Below are 19,926 nucleotides of genomic sequence, written 5' to 3'. Positions count from 1 at the left end.
TCCGACTCCGTCCACAGGACGTGCCGGTTGTGGACGGGCGAACGGTGCCGGTCGATCACCCCGACATGCTCGACCGATGGCCGAGTGCGTGATCCTGATCTGGCTGTCGGTCATCGCGGTGACCGACGCCGACACCCGCCGGATCCCGAACGTGCTCGTCTGGCCCGGTATCTGCGGTGCGGTGGGCGCGTGCGCAGTCCACCCCGGCGCGGCGGTGGCCGCGCTCGTCGCCTCGGCCCCGTACGCGCTCGCCTTCGGGATGCGATGGTGCGGCGGTGGGGACGTCAAGCTCGCCATCGCGTGCGGTGCGCTCGCCGTACGGTGGGACGCCGCCCTGCTCGTGGTGGCGCTCGCCTCGGTCATCGCGGTGGGCACGGTGGTCGGCGATCGCGTGGGTCGCCGGGACCCCGCCGGCCGCGGGTCTCATCCGCACGGACCCGCGCTCGTCGTCGCCACGATGGTCGTCGCCGGTCTGTTGTGACGCGTGCGACGCGAGGTTCGGCGGCGCCGCCGTCGGTCCGTGCTCGGCAGCATGGAACAATCGATCACTGTGTTGCGCTGGATAACTGCCGGAGAATCCCACGGTCCCGCCCTGGTCGCCATCGTCGAGGGCATGGTGGCCGGTGTCGAGGTCACCTCGTCCGACATCGCCGGGCAACTGGCACGCCGCCGGCTCGGCTACGGCCGCGGTGCGCGGATGAAGTTCGAGGCCGACCAGGTCACCGTGCTCGGCGGGGTTCGTCACGGCCAGACCATGGGCGGCCCGGTCGCGATCGAGATCGGCAACACCGAGTGGCCCAAGTGGGAGACGGTGATGGCGGCCGATCCCGTGGACGCGGCCGAACTCGAGGGGAGTGCCCGTAACGCACCGCTGACGCGTCCCCGCCCCGGGCACGCCGACTACTCGGGAATGCTCAAGTACGGCTTCGACGACGCCCGTCCGGTGCTGGAGCGCGCGAGCGCCCGCGAGACCGCCGCGCGTGTCGCCGCGGGCACGGTCGCCCGCAACTTCCTCCGCCAGGTACTGGACGTCGACGTCATCTCCCATGTCATCTCCATCGGCGCGAGCGATCCCTACGTCGGCCCGCCGCCGCGCATCGCCGACCTCGAGGCCATCGACGCCAGTCCGGTCCGGGCCTTCGACGCCGACGCCGAGAAGTCCATGATCGCCGAGATCGAGGCGGCGAAGAAGGACGGCGACACCCTCGGCGGCGTGGTCGAGATCGTCGCCACGGGGGTGCCCGTGGGCCTCGGCTCGCACGTGAGTGGCGACACCCGCCTGGACGCCAAGCTGGCGGCCGCCCTGATGGGCATTCAGGCGATCAAGGGTGTGGAAGTCGGCGACGGCTTCACCACCGCCCGCCGGCGTGGCAGTGAGGCCCACGACGAGATGGTGCCCGGTGCCGACGGCGTCCTGCGATCGACCAACCGCGCGGGCGGACTCGAGGGCGGCATGACCAACGGCGAGGACCTGCGCGTCCGCATCGCGATGAAGCCGATCTCGACGGTGCCGCGTGCGTTGTCCACGATCGACATGTCGACCGGGGAGACGGCCAGCGCCATCCATCAGCGTTCCGACGTCTGTGCCGTGCCCGCGGCGGGCGTCGTCGCCGAGGCGATGGTCGCGCTCGTCGTGGCCCAGGCCGCTCTCGAGAAGTTCGGCGGCGACTCGGTGACCGAGACCGGCGCGAACCTCGCCGCCTACCGGGCTGCCGTCGACGCGCGTCCGCCCCGGGCATGACCCAGCCCCCGGCACCCCCGACCCCGACGCGTCCGACGACCGGTCGCCGCCCGGCGGCCGTACTGATCGGTTTCATGGGAGCCGGGAAGTCCACCGTCGGTCGCATGCTCGCCGACCGACTCGGCGTCGACTTCATCGACACCGACATCGAACTCGTCCGGCGCACCGGCCGCAGTATCCCGGAGATCTTCGAATCCGACGGTCTCGAGGGATTCCGGACGATCGAGGCGAACGTCGTCACCGATGTCCTGGACAACCACGGCGGGGTGGTGTCGCTCGGCGGCGGCGCGGTGACGACCGCCGGGATCCGCGAGGTACTGGCCGACCAGCGCGTCGTGTACCTGCGGGTGTCGGCCGAGCGCGGGTACGAGCGCGTGTCGGGTACCGACCGTCCGCTCCTGGCGACGGCCGACCCTGCCGCTCGGTACGCCGAACTGCTCGCCGAGCGGACACCCGTCTACGAGGCGGTCTGCACCTTCGACGTCGACGCCGACCCCGACCCCGACGCGGTGGCCGACGCCGTGGTCGTCCAACTCGCCCGTGAACTGATGTGAGGAAGCCGAGTATCACCGTGAACGAACAGGCAGCGAACGAACCCATCGCCATCCGGGTCAACGCCGGCGCACCGTACGACGTGACCATCGGCCGGGGACTCCTCGGTGAGGTGGCCGCGGCCGCGCAGGGCGCCGACCGCATCGCGATCCTGTATCAGCCGCCGCTGGCCAAGACCGCCGAACAGATCCGAGAGTATCTGGCGGACAAGGGGTTCGACGCCCATCGCGTCGAGATCCCCGACGCCGAGGCCGGCAAGGACCTCTCGGTCGCGTCGTTCTGCTGGGAGGTGTTCGGCCGGATCGGCCTCAAACGCAACGACAAGGTCATCAGCCTCGGCGGGGGAGCCGCCACCGACCTCGCCGGGTTCGTCGCGGCGACCTGGATGCGCGGCATCGGGGTCATCCACATCCCGACGACCCTGCTGGCGATGGTCGACGCCGCCGTGGGCGGCAAGACCGGCATCAACACCGAGGCGGGCAAGAACCTCGTCGGCTCGTTCCACGAACCCGACGCCGTCCTGATCGACACCGGCACGCTGGAGACCGTCCCGCGCAACGAGATCGTCGCCGGACTCGCCGAGGTCATCAAGACCGGGTTCATCGCCGATCCGACGATCCTCGACATCATCGAGACCGACCCCGAGGCCGCACTCGACCCGACGTCGCCGGTACTGCCCGATCTCATCCGGCGCTCGGTGCAGGTCAAGGCCGACGTGGTGTCGGCCGACCTCAAGGAGTCGTCGCTGCGCGAGATCCTCAACTACGGGCACACTCTCGGCCACGCGATCGAGCGCCGCGAGCGCTACCGCTGGCGTCACGGCGCGGCGGTGTCGGTGGGCCTGGTGTTCGCTGCCGAACTTTCCCGACTGGCGGGCCGCCTCGACGACGCCACGGCGGATCGGCACAAGGCGATCCTGGATCTCGTGGGGTTGCCGACGACCTATGACCCGGATGCGTTCGCCGATCTCCTGCAGGGGATGGCGGGGGACAAGAAGAATCGTTCCGGGGTACTGCGTTTCGTCGTCCTGGACGGTCTGGCCAAGCCCGGCCGCCTCGAGGGCCCCGATCCCGGACTGATCGCGGCCGCCTACTCCGCGGTGGCGGGCGGCCCCGCGGCGAAGAGCACGTCGGTGCTGCTCTAGTCAGCGCTGCACAAACCCACCCCTTTTCCACAAACCCAGCCCAGTCCGAGCGTGGTGACTTTGTGGAAAGGGGGTGGGTTTGCGGGTAGACGGCCGGTCAAGACAACGTCAGCGGATCTCCCGAGTCGGGGCATCCGTGTCGGCATGACGATCCTCGTGCACCGACCAGTCGTCGTCGGCTGCGCCCTTGTTCTGGTCGCGCCGGACGAGGAAACGGCCGATCGCCGCGCCGACGAAGGCCGGGACGAAGACGAGCAGTGCGGTGAACGACGCCCCGGCGATCAGCTCGATGAACAGGCTGGCCTGCCCGATGCCGGCCAGGACGACCGTGCCGAGGATCCAGGAGATCAACCCGGCGACGACGCCGGCGAGGACACCGGCCTGCAGCCAGCGCACGGTCAGATCCTCGTAGTCGTCGGGATCGGGGTTGGCGCGGGCGTCGCGGATGCCGTCGTAACCACCCCACACCAGGGCGATGAGCACGACGACCGCGATCGCGATGGTGCGCCAGATCGTCGAGTTCAGCGGCGCCTGCACCACGGCGAATCCCAGCAAGACGCGGGCGAGGACGTGAACTGCGGTCATCGTCAGACCGCGCACCAACCACGAAGACATGCGCGTCATCTTACGCACGGGGGTGGTGACAGCGGACACACCTGGTCGAAGTGGCCGGGTTTCGCGGGTCGGGCGGGTTCGCGCGGCTGGGGCGCCGGCCGTAGCGTGGCCAGGGTGCCGATCAACCATGACACCGCAGGCCGCCGCGCCCGGCTGCGTGCCGAGCTGCGTACCGCGGACGACCCGGTCTCGTTCCTCGTCGTCTCCGACCTCGTCAACGTCCGCTACCTGACCGGGTTCACCGGCTCCAACGCCGCCGTGCTGATCGACGTCGACGATCCGGCCGGCGACCGGATCGCCACCGACGGCCGGTATCTCACCCAGGTCGCCGAACAGGTGCCCGACGTCGAGCCGATCATCGAACGCTCGGCGGCGCGTGCCCTCGTCGACCACGCCCGGGCCGCCGGGGCGGGTCGCGTCGGCTTCGAAGCCGACACCGAGACCGTGGCCGGGCACCGAGCGCTGTCCGCGGCTGTCGGGGACTCCGGGATCGAACTCGTCAGCACGACCGGTGTCGTGCGGAACCTGCGCGCGGTCAAGGAACCGGGGGAGATCGAGCTGCTCCGGGCGGCGTGCGCGATCGGGGATGCGGCCCTGGCGCAGATCATCGCCGACGGCGTCCTGCGGGCCGGGACGACCGAGCGGCAGGTCGCGCGAGCGCTCGAGTGGGAGATGTACCGCCTCGGGGCCGACGGGATCGCGTTCGAGACCATCGTGGCCGCCGGCGCGCACTCGGCGATCCCGCATCACCGGCCCACCCACACGGCTCTGGCGGACGGCGATCTGGTCAAGATCGACTTCGGCTCGGTGGTCGGCGGGTATCACTCCGACATGACCAGGACCTTCGTCCTGAGGCGCGCGGCGTCGTGGCAGCGGGACCTCTACGAACTCGTCGCCACCGCGCAGGCCGCCGGCCGCCGGGCCCTCACGCCCGGGGCCGACCTGCGGGCGGTCGACGCCGCGGCCCGCGACGTGATCGCCGACGCCGGCCACGGCGAGAACTACGTGCACGGTCTCGGTCACGGAGTGGGACTGGAGATCCACGAAGCGCCGGGAATCGGCAAACTCGCGGCGGGTACACTGCCATGCGGTGCTGCGGTCACCGTGGAGCCCGGTGTCTACCTACCCGGATGGGGTGGGGTCCGGATCGAGGACACATTGGTGGTCACCGACGGCGACCCCGACCTGCTGACCGCCACCGACAAGACATTCACCGTCATCTGACTGCAAGGGAACGAAAACCACATGGCATCCACCGCCGACTTCAAGAACGGCCTCGTGCTGCGCATGGACGACCAGCTCTGGCAGATCATGGAGTTCCAGCACGTCAAGCCGGGCAAGGGTCCCGCGTTCGTGCGCACCAAGATCAAGAACGTGCTGAGCGGCAAGACCGTCGACAAGACCTTCAACGCGGGCGTCAAGGTCGAGACCGCGACGGTCGACCGTCGCGACATGACCTTCCTCTACAACGACGGCACCGACTACGTGTTCATGGACGCGCAGGACTACGAGCAGTTCTCCCTGCCCCCGGCCACCGTCGGCGACGGCGCCCGCTTCCTGCTGGAGAACATGACCGTGCAGGTCTCGCTGAACGAGGGCAACCCGTTGTTCGTCGAACTGCCGGTCACGGTCGAGCTGATCGTCGCCCAGACCGATCCCGGACTCCAGGGCGACCGTTCCACCGGCGGCACCAAGCCCGCCACGCTCGAGACCGGCGCCGAGATCCAGGTTCCGCTGTTCATCAACACCGGTGACAAGCTCAAGGTCGATTCGCGCGACGGCAGCTATCTCGGCCGCGTCAACTCCTGACCTGTGAAACAACCCGGAACCCGACACAAGGCGCGGCGGCGCGCGGTGGACCTGCTCTTCGAGGCCGAGGCCAAGAAGGTCAGTCCCGCGCAGCTCGTCGCCGAACGTCGTGAATACGTCCGCTCGGACGAGAGCGTCGGCTCGATCCACGACTACACCGCGACCGTGATCCAGGGACTCGCCGAGGACCAGGGTCAGGTCGACGCGGTCATCTCGTCGTATCTGCGCGACTGGACCCTCGAACGTCTCCCGGCCGTCGATCGCGCCATCATGCGACTGGCGACGTGGGAGCTGTTCAACTCTCTCGACGTCGACACGATCGTCGTCGTCGACGAGGCGGTCGAACTCGCCAAAGAACTTTCGACCGACGACTCGCCGGCCTTCGTGAACGGCGTGCTGGCCAAGATCGCCGAGCTCGCGCCGCAGGTCCGCGCAGCCGCTTCCGCCGAACCCGGTGGGGCCGCACCCGGACGGCCGGAGCCCAACTGATCCGCACCGGGTGTGGCGTACGTCGCGGGAATTCGTCGGCGTCGCCGCCCGGTGTAGAGTGTCGCGAGACAGACATCCTTTAACGATCCGTCCTGCGAGGCGGAGAAGGAGGTCGGCCTTGGCCAGCCCCGCTCCCAGGGTGCTGCTCGATGCCGCCGACGTGTCGCGCACGATTGCCCGTGTCGCACATCAGGTCATCGAGAAGACTGCTCTGGACTCGCCCGACGCACCTCGCGTCGTCCTCATCGGAATCCCCACTCGCGGAACATCTCTCGCCACCCGGCTGGGTGCCAAGATCAGCGAGTTCGCGGGGGTCGACGTGCCGGTGGGTTATCTCGACATCACGCTCTACCGCGATGATCTGCGCGGCAAGCCACACCGCCCGCTCGAGCGGACGATGGTGCCGGCCGGTGGCGTCGACAGCGCCATCGTCATCCTCGTCGACGATGTCCTCTACTCCGGACGGACGGTCCGTGCCGCGCTCGATGCACTGCGTGATCTCGGTCGTCCTGCGGCCGTGCAACTCGCGGTCCTCGTCGACCGTGGCCATCGCGAACTCCCGTTGCGCGCAGACTATGTCGGCAAGAACATCCCGACGGCCCGCGACGAGCAGGTCTCGGTTCACCTCGTCGAACACGACGGCATCGACGAGGTCGTCCTCGCTTCCGCGTCGAGTTCGGTTGCCGCGGAGAGTGATTCATGATGCGGCATCTGCTGTCTACGCAAGACCTCAGCCGTGACGATGCCACCGCCCTCCTCGACGACGCCGAACGTTTCGAGCAGGCCCTGACCGGGCGTGAGGTTCGCAAACTGCCGACGCTGCGCGGTCGGACTGTGATGACCGTGTTCTACGAGAACTCCACCCGCACCCGGGTCTCCTTCGAAGTCGCGGGCAAGTGGATGAGTGCCGACGTCATCAACGTCAGTGCCTCCAGTTCCTCTGCGGGCAAAGGGGAGTCGTTGCGCGACACGGCCAAGACCCTGCACGCGGCGGGCGCCGACGCGCTGATCGTCCGGCATCCGGCGTCGGGTGCGCCGGCCCAGATCGCCGACTGGACGACCACGCCCGACGGTGACGGTCCCGCGGTGATCAACGCCGGCGACGGAACGCACGAGCATCCCACGCAGGCGCTCCTCGACGCGCTGACCCTGCGACAGCGGCTCGGTTCGCTCGAGGGCAGGCGGATCGCGATCGTCGGCGACATCATCCACTCCCGCGTCGCTCGGTCGAACGCCCACCTGCTCTCGACGCTCGGCGCCGAGGTCGTACTGGTGGCGCCCCCGACGCTGCTGCCGGTCGGGGTGGACCAGTGGCCGGTGAGCGTCTCGGGAAGTCTGGACGCCGAACTGCCGGCCGTCGACGCCGTCATGATGCTCCGCGTCCAGGCCGAACGCATGAACGGCGGGTTCTTCCCGAGTGCCCGCGAGTACTCGGTCCGCTTCGGGCTCAACGACCGGCGACTGGGATTGCTGCACGACGACGCCGTGGTCCTGCATCCCGGACCGATGTTGCGCGGTATGGAGATCGGCTACTCGGTGGCCGATTCGCCGAAGGCGACCGTGCTGGAGCAGGTCCGCAACGGCGTTCACGTCCGCATGGCGGTTCTGTTCCGGCTGCTGGTCGGTTCCGATTCCGCGGGTGCCCACCTATGACCGCCCATGACATCGTGTCAGGAGATGTGAAGTGACCGCCCGCACCGGATCCGTTCTTCTCCGCGCCGTTCGTCCATACGGCGAGGGTGACCCGATCGACGTCCTCGTAGTCGACGGCATCATCAGCGAGATCGGCCATCAGGTCACCGCACCCGAGGACACCGACGTCCTCGACGGCAAAGGTGGCGTGCTGCTGCCGGGGTTCGTCGACCTCCACACCCACCTGCGGGAGCCGGGCCGCGAGGACACCGAGACCATCCGGTCGGGTTCGGCGGCCGCCGCGCTCGGCGGTTACACCGCGGTCTTCGCGATGGCCAACACCAGCCCGGTGGCCGACAACTCGACCGTCACCGACAACGTGTGGCGGTCCGGACGTGAGGTCGGACTCGTCGACGTGTACCCGGTCGGCGCCGTGACCGTGGGTCTGGCCGGCAAGCAGCTCGCCGAGATGGGCATGATGGCCGCCGGTGCCGCGGGCGTACGGATGTTCAGCGACGACGGCAAGTGCGTCGACGATCCGCTCCTGATGCGCCGCGCGCTCGAGTACGCAACCGGGCTCGGCGTCCTCATCGCACAGCACGCCGAGGAGCCGCGACTGACCGTCGGAGCCGTCGCCAACGAGGGGCCCACGGCCTCGCGCCTCGGGCTGGCGGGCTGGCCGCGTGCGGCCGAGGAGTCGATCGTCATCCGCGACGCCCTGCTCGCACGCGACGCGGGTGCGCGCATCCACATCTGTCACGCCTCGACCGAGGGCACCGTCGAACTGCTGCGCTGGGCCAAGGACCAGGGGATTGCGATCACCGCCGAAGTGACCCCGCATCACCTGCTGCTCGACGACTCGCGGCTCGAGACGTACGACCCGGTCAACAAGGTGAATCCGCCGCTGCGCGAGGTCCGCGACAAGCAGGCATTGCGACAGGCGCTGGCCGAGGGGATCGTCGACTGTGTGGCCACCGACCACGCCCCGCACGCCGCGCAGGAGAAGTGCTGCGAGTTCGCCCAGGCCAAGCCCGGGATGCTCGGCCTGCAGACCGCATTGCCGATCATCGTCGAGACCCTCGTGAAGCCCGGCCTGCTCGACTGGCGCGGCGTCGCGCGTGTGATGAGCGAGCGGCCCGCGCAGATCGTCGAACTGACTGATCAGGGCCGTCCGATCGAGGTCGGCGAGCCGGCGAACCTGGCCGTCGTCGATCCGGACACGTCCTGGGTGGTGCACGGTCCCGAGCTGGCAAGCCTCTCGGACAACACCCCGTTCGAGTCGATGACCATGCCCGCCACCGTCACCGCGACCGTGCTGCGTGGCGTGGTGACGGCCCACGACGGGCAGGTGACCCCATGACCGCGAGACCCAGGCGTGGACTGGTACCGGCGATCCTCGCGGTGCTGGTGGTCGCCTCGGTGGTCGCGTCGCTGCTCGGATACGGCAAAATCGTCTTCAACGCCTGGTTCATCGGCGTGGTCGCACTGCTCGCCCTCGGGGTGGCGTCGGTGTTCTACCTGCTGGCAACCGGGAATCGGAAGAAGACCGCGGCGCAGGCCGACGTGATCGGCACGCTTCCGACGATCCCCACCGAGCCGGGCGCGGTACTCAGAGGTCCAGATACCGGCCTCTACCTCGGCAGCACCATCGCGCCGAGCTGGCAGAACCGGGTGACCGTCGGCGACATCGGCGACCGGGCGTCCTCGGTGCTGACCGAGTTCGAGAGGGGCATCCTCATTGCGCGTCAGGGAGCCAGTGACCTCTGGATTCCCCGGGAATCGATCACCGCGGTCCGGACCGAACGCGGCATCGCGGGCAAGGTGATGACCGCCGACGGCGTCCTCGCCATCCGCTGGGTCCTGCCCAGCGGCACCGAGATCGACTCCGGGGTGCGCGCCGACGACAAAACGATCTACCCCGGCTGGGTGAGCGCCTTCGCCGGGACGCATGACAGTGGCCACGGGCCACAGGGACAAGGGGCACAGGAATGAACACAGCGGTCTTGGTGCTGGAGAACGGCCAGGTGTTCACCGGCCGGAGCTTCGGCGCAGTCGGCGAGACCCTTGGCGAGGCGGTGTTCTGCACCGCGATGACCGGCTATCAGGAAACCCTGACCGATCCGAGCTACCACCGGCAGATCGTGGTCGCCACGGCGCCGCAGATCGGCAACACCGGCTGGAACACCGAGGACGGCGAGAGCACGGGCAGCGCCGGGAGCACCGGAGTCGACGGTGACTCGGGCAAGATCTGGGTCGCGGGGTATGCGGTTCGCAACCCCACCCGACGCGTCTCCAACTGGCGCGCGACGACCTCTCTCGAAGAGGAGCTGGACCGTCAGGGCATCGTCGGGATCGGCGGTATCGACACCCGCACCGTGGTGCGCATCCTCCGCGACCACGGGTCGATGAAGGCCGGGATCTTCTCCGGCCCGGCGCTCGCCGACACCGACGAACTCGTCGCCCGCGTGCGCAACCAGCCGGACATGAAGGGCGCCCGGCTGGCCGACGAGGTCACCACCGACAGCGGTTACGTGGTCGAACCCCTCGACCAGCATCGGTTCACGGTGGCCGCCATCGACCTGGGCATCAAGACCAACACGCCGCGGATGTTCGCCGAACGCGGCGTCCGCACCCACGTGCTGCCCGCGACCGTCGCGCTCGACGCCATCGCCGACCTCAAACCCGACGGGGTGTTCCTCTCGAACGGTCCCGGCGACCCGGCCACGGCCGACGACATCGTCGAACTCACCCGCGGGGTGCTCGGCCAGGACATCCCGCTCTTCGGCATCTGCTTCGGCAACCAGATCCTGGGCCGCGCGCTCGGCCGGTCGACCTACAAGATGAAGTTCGGCCACCGGGGCATCAACATCCCGGTCGTCGACCACGCCACCGGCAAGGTCTCGATCACCTCGCAGAACCACGGCTTCGCGCTCGAAGGCGAGGCGGGCGAGGAGTTCGACTCCGACTTCGGCCGCGCCCGGGTCAGCCATGTCTGCGCCAACGACGGCACCGTGGAGGGCGTCGAGCTGCTCTCCGGTCGCGCCTACTCGGTGCAGTACCACCCCGAGGCGGCCGCCGGTCCCCACGACGCCGCGTATCTGTTCGACAAGTTCGTCACCCTGCTCGAAGGGGACAAGTCCCAAGGAGCGAGTGCCTGATGCCGCGCCGCGAAGACATCAACCACGTCCTGGTCATCGGGTCCGGGCCGATCGTGATCGGTCAGGCCTGCGAGTTCGACTACTCCGGCACGCAGGCCTGCCGGGTCCTCAAGGCCGAGGGCCTGCGGGTCAGCCTGGTCAACTCGAACCCGGCCACGATCATGACCGATCCGGAGTTCGCCGACGCCACCTACATCGAGCCGATCACGGCCGAGTACGTGGAGAAGGTCATCGAGGCCGAGCGCGACGCCGGGCATCCCATCGACGCCGTGCTGGCGACCCTCGGCGGTCAGACCGCGCTCAACACCGCTGTCGCACTGCACGATCGCGGCTCGCTGGAGAAGTACGGCATCGAGCTGATCGGCGCCGACTTCGACGCCATCCAGCGCGGCGAGGACCGGCAGATGTTCAAGGACATCGTCGAGAAGGTCGGCGGGGAGAGCGCGCGGTCCCGCGTCTGCCACACGATGGACGAGGTGCGGGACACCGTCGCCGAGCTCGGGTTCCCGGTCGTCGTCCGGCCGTCGTTCACCATGGGCGGTCTCGGCTCGGGCATGGCCTACGACGACGAGGACCTCGACCGGATCGCGGGCGGCGGTCTCGCCGCCTCCCCGACGGCGAACGTCCTCATCGAGGAGTCGATCCTCGGGTGGAAGGAGTACGAGCTCGAGCTCATGCGCGACAACCGCGACAACGTGGTGGTCGTCTGCTCGATCGAGAACCTCGACCCGGTCGGCGTCCACACCGGTGACTCGGTGACCGTCGCCCCGGCGATGACGCTCACCGACCGCGAGTACCAGATCATGCGCGACCTCTCCATCGACATCCTGCGCGAGGTCGGCGTCGACACCGGCGGTTGCAACATCCAGTTCGCCCAGGACCCCCGCGACGGCCGCCTCGTCGTCATCGAGATGAACCCGCGCGTGTCGCGGTCGTCGGCGCTCGCGTCGAAGGCCACCGGCTTCCCGATCGCCAAGATCGCCGCGAAGCTCGCCATCGGGTACAGCCTCGACGAGATCGTCAACGACATCACCAAGGAGACGCCGGCCTGTTTCGAGCCGACGCTCGACTACGTCGTGGTGAAGGCTCCGCGGTTCGCGTTCGAGAAGTTCCCGGGCGCCGATGACACGCTGACCACCACGATGAAGTCGGTGGGCGAGGCCATGAGCCTCGGCCGCAGCTTCGCCGAGGCGCTCGGCAAGGTCATGCGGTCGCTGGAGACGAAGGCCGGCGGCTTCTGGGCCGAGCCCAACCGCCCTGACCCGGCGACCGTCGACCTGCCCGCACTGCTCGAGGACATCAAGACCCCGCGCGACGGCCGGTTGTACAAGCTGATGCTCGCCTTCGAGGCCGGCGCGACGATCGAGGACCTCTACGAGGCCACTGCGATCGATCCCTGGTTCCTCGCCGAGATCGGCGGGATCGCCGCGCTCGGAGCGGAGATCCGCGACGCCGACACACTGGACGAGCCGTTGCTGCGCGAGGCCAAGTCCACCGGCTTCTCCGACCGTCAGATCGCCGCTCTGCGTTCGGATTTCGCCGACGAGGCAGCCGTTCGCGCCCACCGGATCGGGCTGGGCGTACGGCCGGTCTACAAGACCGTCGACACCTGCGCGGCCGAGTTCGAGGCGAAGACGCCGTACCACTACTCGAGCTACGAACTCGACCCCGGGGCGACCAGTGAGATCGCGCCCCAGACGGAGCGCCCCAAGGTCCTGATCCTCGGTTCGGGCCCCAACCGCATCGGTCAGGGCATCGAGTTCGACTACTCGTGCGTGCACGCCGCATTGACCCTGTCGGACGCCGGATACGAGACCGTCATGGTCAACTGCAACCCGGAGACGGTGTCCACCGACTACGACACCGCCGACCGTCTCTACTTCGAGCCGCTGACGTTCGAGGACGTCCTCGAGGTCTACCACGCCGAATCGGAGTCGGGCACCGTCGAAGGTGTCATCGTCCAGCTCGGCGGCCAGACGCCGCTCGGTCTCGCGCACCGTTTGGAGGAGGCCGGGGTGCCGATCGTCGGCACCAGCCCGGCGGCCATCGACCTCGCCGAGGATCGCGGCGAGTTCGGCAAGGTGCTGACCGCCGCCGGACTACCGGCCCCGGCGTTCGGTACCGCGACGAGCTTCGACGAGGCCCGCGACACCGCCGCCCGGATCGGGTACCCGGTGCTCGTCCGGCCGTCGTACGTCCTCGGTGGACGCGGCATGGAGATCGTCTACGACGAGAAGTCCCTGGAGGACTACATCTCTCGCGCGACCGAGCTGACCCCGGACCACCCGGTACTGGTCGACCGGTTCCTCGAAGACGCGGTGGAGATCGACGTCGACGCCCTCTGCGACGGCGACGAGGTCTACATCGGCGGCGTGATGGAACACATCGAAGAGGCCGGAATCCACTCCGGAGACTCGGCGTGCGCGTTGCCGCCGGTCACTCTCGGCCGCGCCGACCTCGAGATGGTGCGGACCTCGACCGAGGCGCTGGCCAGGGGCATCGGCGTCAAGGGTCTGCTCAACGTCCAGTACGCGCTCAAGGACGACATCCTCTACGTGCTCGAGGCCAACCCGCGTGCGAGCCGGACGGTCCCGTTCGTCTCCAAGGCCACCGCGGTGCCCCTGGCCAAGGCGTGTGCGCGCGTCATGCTCGGCGCGTCGATCGCCGATCTGCGGGAGCAGGGCATCCTGCCCGCCACCGGCGACGGCGGAGAGGCTCCGGCGACGGCGCCGATCTCGGTGAAGGAAGCGGTCCTGCCGTTCAATCGGTTCCGTCGCCATGACGGCAGCGGGGTCGACAACCTGCTGAGCCCCGAGATGAAGTCGACCGGCGAGGTCATGGGCATCGACGCCGACTTCGGTCGCGCATTCGCCAAGTCGCAGACCGCCGCCTACGGCTCGCTCCCGACCAGCGGCAAGATCTTCGTGTCGGTGGCCAACAAGGACAAGCGGGCGCTGATCTTCCCGGTGAAGCACCTCGCCGACCTGGGGTTCGACATCCTGGCCACCGAGGGGACCGCGGACGTGTTGCGCCGCAACGGGATCAAGTGCGAGACGGTGCGCAAGCACTTCGAGGCCGCCGAGGGTCAGCGCACGATCGTCGACATCATCCGCGCCGGCGAGGTGACGATGGTGATCAACACCCCGTATGGCAACTCGGGGCCCCGCGTCGACGGCTACGAGATCCGGAGCGCCGCGGTGTCGGTGAACATCCCGTGTATCACCACGGTGCAGGGTGCCTCGGCCGCCGTGCAGGGCATCGAGGCCGCGTTGACCGGCGACATCGGGGTGCGGTCGCTGCAGAACCGGCACGCCGACCTGGCCGGCCGCTCGTGACGGACGCGTCCGGGTTCGGCGGCCGCTACACGAAGGCGGTCGCCGAGCGCGGGCGTCTGTGCGCCGGGATCGATCCCCACGCCGCGTTGCTCGAGGAGTGGGGCCTCTCGGTGGACATCGACGGCCTGTCGGCGTTCGCCGACATCTGCGTCGAGGCGCTGGGTCCGGTGGCCGCCGTCATCAAACCTCAGGTCGCGTTCTTCGAGCCGTTCGGTTCCGCGGGTTTCGCGGTACTGGAACGCGTCATCGCGGGCTGCCGCGAGGCGGGCGCCCTCGTCATCGCCGACGCCAAGCGCGGTGACATCGGTTCGACGATGGCCGCCTACGCGCAGGCCTGGTTGTCCGAGTCGTCGCCGCTGTGCGCCGACTCGGTCACCGCGTCTCCCTACCTGGGATACGAATCCCTGCGCCCTGCACTGGATCTCGCGCGGTCCGGCGAGCGCGGCGTCTTCGTGCTGGCGCGGACGTCGAACCCGGAGGGCGGCGAGCTCCAGCGGGCGCAGGTGGGGGAGCGGACGGTCGCGCAATCGATCGTCGACGCCGCGGCCGCCGAGAATACGGACGGGACCGCGACCGTCGGTCTGGTCGTCGGGGCGACACGTGAGCACGGGCTCGATCTCGCCGGCCTCCGCGGCCCGATCCTGGCCCCCGGGCTGGGTGCCCAGGGTGCGACGGCCGCCGACCTGCCGATTGTGTTCGAGGGGGCCGACCCGGCCTGGGTGCTGCCCGCCAGTTCGCGCGGCGTGCTCCGAGCCGGGCCCGATCCCATCGCCCTGCGCGACGCTTTCGTCCGCGCCCGGGACGAGGTCGAGGCCGCGCTGGGCTGAGGTGCGGTCAGGAGTCGCGGGTTCGGGAGACAACCGGCGGTCGCCACGGCGAGGCCCGCTCCGGCGACCGCCAGTATCGACGACGATCGAATCGATCGATGCGGATCACTGCCCACCGGCGATAACTCTCCGCAGCACCGGCCGTTTGATCGACGTATCCGAATAGAGGGTTTCGTCACGACCGAGCGCTGCGATCTCATCGGGCGCGATGACAGGCTGAGATCCCGCACCTGCCGTTTGTACCGGATTCGGTCCGTTGAAGAAGACGTAGTAGCCGTCCGAGCCGCGGTCGGGATCGCTCGTACTGAACCCTCGGTAGCAGATGTTGGTCGTACCGGCCGCGGCGTTGAGCACTGAGCTGTCACTGGACATTGCGATGTAGATGAGGCGGTCCCAACGTCCGGATGGGGACCAGCCCGCGCGTCGGGCTATGTCGTCCAGACTTGTCGTGATGCCGGCGGTCGCTGCGAGTTCGTCAGCCACCCTGAAGAAGTCGGCCGACGGACCCAATGGGGCATCGTTGCTCCACAGGAAGAACTCGCGCGAGCACTCCTCCTGGGGCTTTTCGCCGAGCCTCGGGATCGGAAGGCACGCGGCCGCACCCAGGGCGGTCATCACAATGACGACGACGAGTGTCACACTGCGGATGCGTTGTGCAGTGAGCGTAATCTGCCCGGTCACGTGGTCGGCGCCGGCAACGGGATGTCTGTCTTCAACGCAATTCCTGTCTCATGTTTCGCGACCTTGTCGCTCCACTCGATCTCTCCGTTCTCGTCCAAGACGACCGTGCGGCCTTCGGTTATGGCTTTGTCCACCAGCTCGGCGAGCCTTTGCGGGTCTGCGTCCGGATTCTCGGTCGCGATCCGTCGTCCCACCTCGTTGTTGTAGAGATCCATGGCCTCACGGCTGGCTGGGTTTCCGCCTAGGCCTTCATGAGCAGTCGCGAACCTCGTCGTCCACTCCTGACCGAAACGGTCGGTCATGAGCGCGTTCCAATACGTGTGGCGGAACGCGTCACCGTGGCCGTCTGCCAGTGAGTTCTCCCGCCTGTCACGATTCGGATGCCGTGCGGTGGCAACGGCATCCGCCTTCCACTGGATCTGGAAGAAGTCGTAGACGGCTCGCCAGCCCGTCACCGGTGTCGCCCCCATCTCGGCGAGCATGGTGACTTCCTCGGGCGTCATGAGGGTGGGCTTGCACGTCGGATCGAACCTGCGGATCGTGTCGAGCAGGTCGCCCGAGGGCCACAGTCGCGCTCCGCCCTTGGACGCGTCGACCTGATACTCGCGCAGGATCTCGGCGAGCCGGGGATCGGAGTGGTGACCCGCCGCTCCTGCTTTCATGGAGTCGGGGAGTTTCTCGAGGATCCGTCGCAGCCCTTCGGACCCGACCTTGTCGATCTCGTCGATGCGCCGCAGAGAACCGCGGATCTCCTTAATGAGGTAGCTCTCCAGTGACTCCTTCTGCACGATCTTGACCTGGTAGGCCAACTTCCAGGTCTTCAGCCATTCGAGGTTCGACTTCGTCGAGTAGACCTCCCCGTCACCGGCGACGGCGAGTTCGAACTCCGAGCCGAGTGCCTCGGCCTTCTTCGACCTCACGTTGGCGATCTCGCCCTCCATCGACGCCAAGAGGGAATCGAACTTCCCGGCCAGCGACTCGATCACGGTGGCACTGCGATCGGCAGCGTCCGCGTGCGCGTTCGACGACTCCCGGGCGTCCCGTCCGCCGTCACTGCGCCAGGTACTCCAGTGAGCCGTCGAAGGTCGTTGCAGCTGCTCTGGCCGTACCCCTCAAGTCGGCGGACTTCGACGTCAACCGGCCACTGACCGTCTTCGCGCTGCCGAAGTCCCACGCCAGCACCTTCTCGACGGTGTACGCGACTTCATCCGACACCGCTCAGCCTCCCGCACGCATCTTCTCGCCCAGTTCGCGCACCCGCGCCGGAACCACCTTCATCAACCGCCCCCGATCAGCTACTTCCCCGAAAGTCAGATCATGCTAGCCGCGTGCACCGACGACGGCGGGCAGCTCTCCCCAGGGATGCCGTGGGACCGCCCGCGACACGCGCGGTGCCTCGGCCCAATCCCAGAATTTCCGGCCACATCACTGGTGTCACACGCGTCTCAGTCGAGGGACGTCCGGGCGAGAGGTCGTTCGCTTTGCTATCGACCACCTTGTCGCACGATGTTGCCCTGACCTGCGAGAATGTCACGAAACACGTAGTCAGCGCGGTGGGGGAGGCACTGAATCGGTGCTGTGCTCCCGTAAACGCACACGAGGCCCTACAACATGAGAAAACGCTCCGAAAACGGGGGGTCGCACTCGCAAATGCCTGCTCACGTGGGTACGGTCGCATTCGCCGCCAACATTTTGATGGCGTCGGCCGGGTGCAGACCCGGCTGACAGGCCGGCGATGGCGATCCAGCCGCGGTCGCACGGCAACAGAGCCTCGGACGCCCCCGGGCGAACGATGCAGTCCCACTCGAGAACGAAAGACGGAGGAACCCCGTGGCCCTTCCCCAGTTGACCGATGAGCAGCGCGCCGCTGCGTTGGAGAAGGCAGCTGCCGCTCGTCGCGTCCGCGCGGAGCTCAAGGAGCGCCTCAAGCGCGGTGGCACCGATCTCCAGCAGGTGCTCAAGGATGCCGAGAACGACGAGATCCTGGGCAAGATGAAGGTCTCGGCCCTGCTCGAGGCCCTGCCCAAGGTCGGCAAGGTCAAGGCGCAGGAGATCATGACCGAGCTCGAGATCGCCCCGACCCGCCGCCTGCGTGGTCTCGGCGACCGTCAGCGCAAGGCTCTGCTCGAGAAGTTCAGCTCCTGAGCGTGAGCAACCGAACCGGATACGGCAGCGGAACGAACCCGTGGACGCGGCGGTGAACCACCGCCCGGACCACGAGGGAACCGGACGCACGAGGGGTCGACTGATCGTTTTGGTCGGCCCCTCGGCCGTCGGCAAGTCCACCGTGGTCGCGAGGGTCTGCGCCGCGGTACCCGATGTCTACTTCAGCGTCTCGGCGACAACCCGGGACCCACGGCCCGGCGAGGTCGACGGCCGCGACTACCACTTCGTGTCCGCGGGCGACTTCGACAAGATGATCGCCGCCGACGAACTCCTGGAATGGGCCGAGATCCACGGCGGGCTGCAGCGCTCGGGCACCCCCATCGCCCCTGTGCTCGCCGCTCTGGAAGCCGGCAAACCGGTTCTGGTCGAGGTCGACCTGGTCGGTGCGCGCAACGTGGTGGCCCGGCTCCCCGAGGCGATCACCGTCTTTCTCGCGCCGCCCAGCTGGGACGAACTCGTCGCCCGCCTGACCGGGCGGGCCACCGAGACGCCCGAGGCGATCGAGCGCCGACTCGCCACCGCGCGCACCGAGATGGCCGCGCAGGACGAGTTCGACCACGTCATCGTGAACAGCGAAGTCGACCGCGCCGTCGATGAGTTGGTATCCTTGCTGGTCGGACCTGAACAGCCGGCCGCATCCGCGACCTGACCGGCCCTTTCCGACACCCAGACCTCGACGCAGGAGTTCGTGTGAGCACCCCGACCAATTTCGACATCACCGAGATCGCCGACGCACCGGCCTACGACACGCCGCTGGGGATCACCAATCCGCCGATCGATGATCTCCTCGACCGCGCGTCGTCGAAGTACGCACTCGTCATCTACGCAGCCAAGCGTGCGCGCCAGATCAACGACTACTACAACCAGCTCGGCGACGGCATCCTCGAGTATGTCGGCCCGCTGGTCGAGCCCGGCCTCCAGGAGAAGCCGCTGTCGATCGCGATGCGTGAGATCCACTCCGACCTGCTCGAGCACACCGAGGGCGAATAGTCGTCGTCGGTGATGACCAAACCGACCGGAACCCGGCGACGCATCCTGATCGGCGTCGGCGGCGGGATCGCGGCCTACAAGGTCTGCTCGGTGATCCGACACTTCACCGAGCCCGGCCATGACGTCCGCGTCGTGCCGACCCCGGCTGCGCTCGAGTTCGTCGGCAAGGCGACCTTCGAGGCGCTGAGCGGTAACCCCGTCTCCACGACCGTGTTCGACGACGTCGACGAGGTCGCGCACGTCCGGCTCGGGCAGGGGGCGGACCTCGTGGTCATCGCCCCGGCCACCGCCGACCTCATGGCCCGCGCCGCACAGGGGCGTGCCGACGACCTGCTGACCGCGTCGCTGCTGACTGTGCGGTGCCCGGTGCTGTTCGTGCCCGCGATGCACACCGAGATGTGGGAGCACCCCGCCACGCAGGCCAACATCGCAACGCTGCGGTCGCACGGCTCGGTCGTGATGACACCCGCGTCGGGCCGTCTCACCGGCACCGACTCGGGCCGCGGTCGTCTACCGGATCCTCAGGAGATCGCCCTGGTGGGCGAGCTGTTGCTCGATCGCGCCGACGCACTCCCGTACGACCTTGCCGGCGTCCGCGTGCTCATCAGCGCCGGCGGCACCCGGGAACCGCTCGACCCGGTCCGGTATCTCGGCAATCACAGCTCCGGCAAGCAGGGCTTCGCGCTGGCCCGCGCCGCGGCCCCCCCCGGCGCGCGCGGCACCCTCGTGGCGCCGGGGCCCCCCCCCCCCCGGGCCCCCGCCCCCGGGGGCCGCGCCCCGGGGAAAC

General features: G+C 68.6%; 22 protein-coding genes. 18 read left to right on the top strand and 4 right to left on the bottom strand.

Features of this window, described 5'->3' with window-relative positions; all coding sequences use genetic code 11:
- Positions 1 to 76: 76 nt before the first annotated feature.
- Genes M4D77_RS10235 through aroB form a run of 4 tightly spaced genes read left to right on the top strand, consistent with a single transcriptional unit; the run spans position 77 to position 3,437 of the window.
- Entirely contained in the window at positions 77 to 481 is a 405-nt protein-coding gene (locus M4D77_RS10235; protein ID WP_259936145.1) for an A24 family peptidase, read from the top strand.
- Between the two features lie 51 nt (positions 482 to 532).
- A complete protein-coding gene (gene aroC / locus M4D77_RS10230) occupies positions 533 to 1,741 on the top strand; it encodes a chorismate synthase (RefSeq protein WP_259936144.1) in 1,209 nt (402 codons plus the stop codon).
- Positions 1,738 to 2,295 (top strand): shikimate kinase, encoded by a 558-nt coding sequence (locus M4D77_RS10225; RefSeq protein WP_259936143.1) that lies wholly within the window; start codon positions 1,738 to 1,740, stop codon positions 2,293 to 2,295. The genes aroC and M4D77_RS10225 overlap by 4 nt, the downstream gene beginning before the upstream one ends.
- Positions 2,296 to 2,312: 17 nt before the next feature.
- Positions 2,313 to 3,437, top strand: coding sequence for a 3-dehydroquinate synthase (gene aroB / locus M4D77_RS10220; protein WP_259936142.1), 1,125 nt, complete (start codon positions 2,313 to 2,315; stop codon positions 3,435 to 3,437).
- A gap of 108 nt (positions 3,438 to 3,545) precedes the next feature.
- Here aroB and M4D77_RS10215 read toward each other — a convergent pair whose 3' ends face one another.
- Positions 3,546 to 4,052: a B-4DMT family transporter gene (locus M4D77_RS10215; RefSeq protein WP_137808793.1), complete on the bottom strand. Its 507-nt coding sequence runs from the start codon at positions 4,050 to 4,052 to the stop codon at positions 3,546 to 3,548.
- Positions 4,053 to 4,166: 114 nt separating this feature from the next.
- Between M4D77_RS10215 and M4D77_RS10210 the strand changes: the two genes are divergently transcribed.
- From M4D77_RS10210 to pyrF, 10 genes are all read left to right on the top strand, one after another.
- Positions 4,167 to 5,276 (top strand): aminopeptidase P family protein, encoded by a 1,110-nt coding sequence (locus M4D77_RS10210; protein ID WP_259936141.1) that lies wholly within the window; start codon positions 4,167 to 4,169, stop codon positions 5,274 to 5,276.
- A gap of 21 nt (positions 5,277 to 5,297) precedes the next feature.
- A complete protein-coding gene (efp, locus tag M4D77_RS10205; RefSeq protein ID WP_058250342.1) occupies positions 5,298 to 5,861 on the top strand; it encodes an elongation factor P in 564 nt (187 codons plus the stop codon).
- A 3-nt stretch (positions 5,862 to 5,864) separates the two neighbouring features.
- Positions 5,865 to 6,350, top strand: a complete 486-nt coding sequence (gene nusB / locus M4D77_RS10200) for a transcription antitermination factor NusB (RefSeq protein ID WP_058250343.1) — start codon at positions 5,865 to 5,867, stop codon at positions 6,348 to 6,350.
- Positions 6,351 to 6,468: 118 nt separating this feature from the next.
- The gene (pyrR, locus tag M4D77_RS10195) at positions 6,469 to 7,053 is read left to right on the top strand and encodes a bifunctional pyr operon transcriptional regulator/uracil phosphoribosyltransferase PyrR (protein WP_058250344.1); all 585 of its coding nucleotides are present in this window, start codon (positions 6,469 to 6,471) and stop codon (positions 7,051 to 7,053) included.
- Positions 7,053 to 8,003: an aspartate carbamoyltransferase catalytic subunit gene (locus tag M4D77_RS10190; RefSeq protein WP_159371899.1), complete on the top strand. Its 951-nt coding sequence runs from the start codon at positions 7,053 to 7,055 to the stop codon at positions 8,001 to 8,003. The genes pyrR and M4D77_RS10190 overlap by 1 nt, the downstream gene beginning before the upstream one ends.
- A 31-nt stretch (positions 8,004 to 8,034) precedes the next feature.
- A complete protein-coding gene (locus M4D77_RS10185) occupies positions 8,035 to 9,342 on the top strand; it encodes a dihydroorotase (protein WP_137808796.1) in 1,308 nt (435 codons plus the stop codon).
- Positions 9,339 to 9,974 carry a hypothetical protein gene (locus M4D77_RS10180; RefSeq protein WP_137808797.1) on the top strand — a complete coding sequence of 212 codons (636 nt, stop codon included), beginning with the start codon at positions 9,339 to 9,341 and terminating at the stop codon, positions 9,972 to 9,974. Before M4D77_RS10185 ends, M4D77_RS10180 begins: the two co-directional genes overlap by 4 nt.
- Positions 9,971 to 11,140, top strand: a complete 1,170-nt coding sequence (gene carA / locus M4D77_RS10175) for a glutamine-hydrolyzing carbamoyl-phosphate synthase small subunit (protein WP_137808798.1) — start codon at positions 9,971 to 9,973, stop codon at positions 11,138 to 11,140. Before M4D77_RS10180 ends, carA begins: the two co-directional genes overlap by 4 nt.
- On the top strand, positions 11,140 to 14,475 hold the full coding sequence (gene carB / locus M4D77_RS10170) for a carbamoyl-phosphate synthase large subunit (protein WP_159370726.1): 3,336 nt from the start codon (positions 11,140 to 11,142) through the stop codon (positions 14,473 to 14,475). Before carA ends, carB begins: the two co-directional genes overlap by 1 nt.
- Entirely contained in the window at positions 14,472 to 15,302 is an 831-nt protein-coding gene (gene pyrF / locus M4D77_RS10165) for an orotidine-5'-phosphate decarboxylase (protein ID WP_159370727.1), read from the top strand. The genes carB and pyrF overlap by 4 nt, the downstream gene beginning before the upstream one ends.
- Positions 15,303 to 15,407: 105 nt before the next feature.
- Here pyrF and M4D77_RS10160 read toward each other — a convergent pair whose 3' ends face one another.
- From M4D77_RS10160 to M4D77_RS10150, 3 genes are all read right to left on the bottom strand, one after another.
- Positions 15,408 to 15,983 carry a hypothetical protein gene (locus M4D77_RS10160; RefSeq protein WP_159370728.1) on the bottom strand — a complete coding sequence of 192 codons (576 nt, stop codon included), beginning with the start codon at positions 15,981 to 15,983 and terminating at the stop codon, positions 15,408 to 15,410.
- Positions 15,980 to 16,969, bottom strand: a complete 990-nt coding sequence (locus M4D77_RS10155; RefSeq protein WP_259936140.1) for a DUF6973 domain-containing protein — start codon at positions 16,967 to 16,969, stop codon at positions 15,980 to 15,982. Before M4D77_RS10155 ends, M4D77_RS10160 begins: the two co-directional genes overlap by 4 nt.
- Before the next feature lie 64 nt (positions 16,970 to 17,033).
- Positions 17,034 to 17,198, bottom strand: coding sequence for a hypothetical protein (locus M4D77_RS10150; protein WP_159370731.1), 165 nt, complete (start codon positions 17,196 to 17,198; stop codon positions 17,034 to 17,036).
- Positions 17,199 to 17,813: 615 nt separating this feature from the next.
- Here M4D77_RS10150 and mihF point away from each other — a divergent pair.
- From mihF to coaBC, 4 genes are all read left to right on the top strand, one after another.
- Complete coding sequence (gene mihF / locus M4D77_RS10145) at positions 17,814 to 18,128, top strand: integration host factor, actinobacterial type (RefSeq protein ID WP_004021989.1); 315 nt, start codon at positions 17,814 to 17,816, stop codon at positions 18,126 to 18,128.
- A 40-nt stretch (positions 18,129 to 18,168) separates the two neighbouring features.
- Positions 18,169 to 18,798 carry a guanylate kinase gene (gmk, locus tag M4D77_RS10140; protein ID WP_137808803.1) on the top strand — a complete coding sequence of 210 codons (630 nt, stop codon included), beginning with the start codon at positions 18,169 to 18,171 and terminating at the stop codon, positions 18,796 to 18,798.
- 41 nt (positions 18,799 to 18,839) lie between these two features.
- A complete protein-coding gene (rpoZ, locus tag M4D77_RS10135; protein WP_004021987.1) occupies positions 18,840 to 19,139 on the top strand; it encodes a DNA-directed RNA polymerase subunit omega in 300 nt (99 codons plus the stop codon).
- A 12-nt stretch (positions 19,140 to 19,151) separates the two neighbouring features.
- Positions 19,152 to 19,926, top strand: a 775-nt coding sequence (coaBC, locus tag M4D77_RS10130) for a bifunctional phosphopantothenoylcysteine decarboxylase/phosphopantothenate--cysteine ligase CoaBC (RefSeq protein ID WP_259936139.1), incomplete at its 3' end; no start/stop codon positions are given.

It is taken from the genome of Gordonia sp. p3-SID1431 (assembly GCF_025143765.1).
GTDB lineage: Bacteria > Actinomycetota > Actinomycetes > Mycobacteriales > Mycobacteriaceae > Gordonia > Gordonia hongkongensis.
This window is presented reverse-complemented; position numbering and strand designations above follow the sequence as displayed.

Coding starts and splice junctions, on each gene's coding strand:
- aroC (WP_259936144.1), top strand. CDS start 533: ATGGAACAATCGATCACTGTGTTGCGCTGGATAACTGCCGGAGAATCC.
- efp (WP_058250342.1), top strand. CDS start 5,298: ATGGCATCCACCGCCGACTTCAAGAACGGCCTCGTGCTGCGCATGGAC.
- carA (WP_137808798.1), top strand. CDS start 9,971: ATGAACACAGCGGTCTTGGTGCTGGAGAACGGCCAGGTGTTCACCGGC.
- M4D77_RS10180 (WP_137808797.1), top strand. CDS start 9,339: ATGACCGCGAGACCCAGGCGTGGACTGGTACCGGCGATCCTCGCGGTG.
- M4D77_RS10190 (WP_159371899.1), top strand. CDS start 7,053: ATGCGGCATCTGCTGTCTACGCAAGACCTCAGCCGTGACGATGCCACC.
- M4D77_RS10225 (WP_259936143.1), top strand. CDS start 1,738: ATGACCCAGCCCCCGGCACCCCCGACCCCGACGCGTCCGACGACCGGT.
- M4D77_RS10215 (WP_137808793.1), bottom strand. CDS start 4,052: ATGTCTTCGTGGTTGGTGCGCGGTCTGACGATGACCGCAGTTCACGTC.
- carB (WP_159370726.1), top strand. CDS start 11,140: ATGCCGCGCCGCGAAGACATCAACCACGTCCTGGTCATCGGGTCCGGG.
- M4D77_RS10235 (WP_259936145.1), top strand. CDS start 77: ATGGCCGAGTGCGTGATCCTGATCTGGCTGTCGGTCATCGCGGTGACC.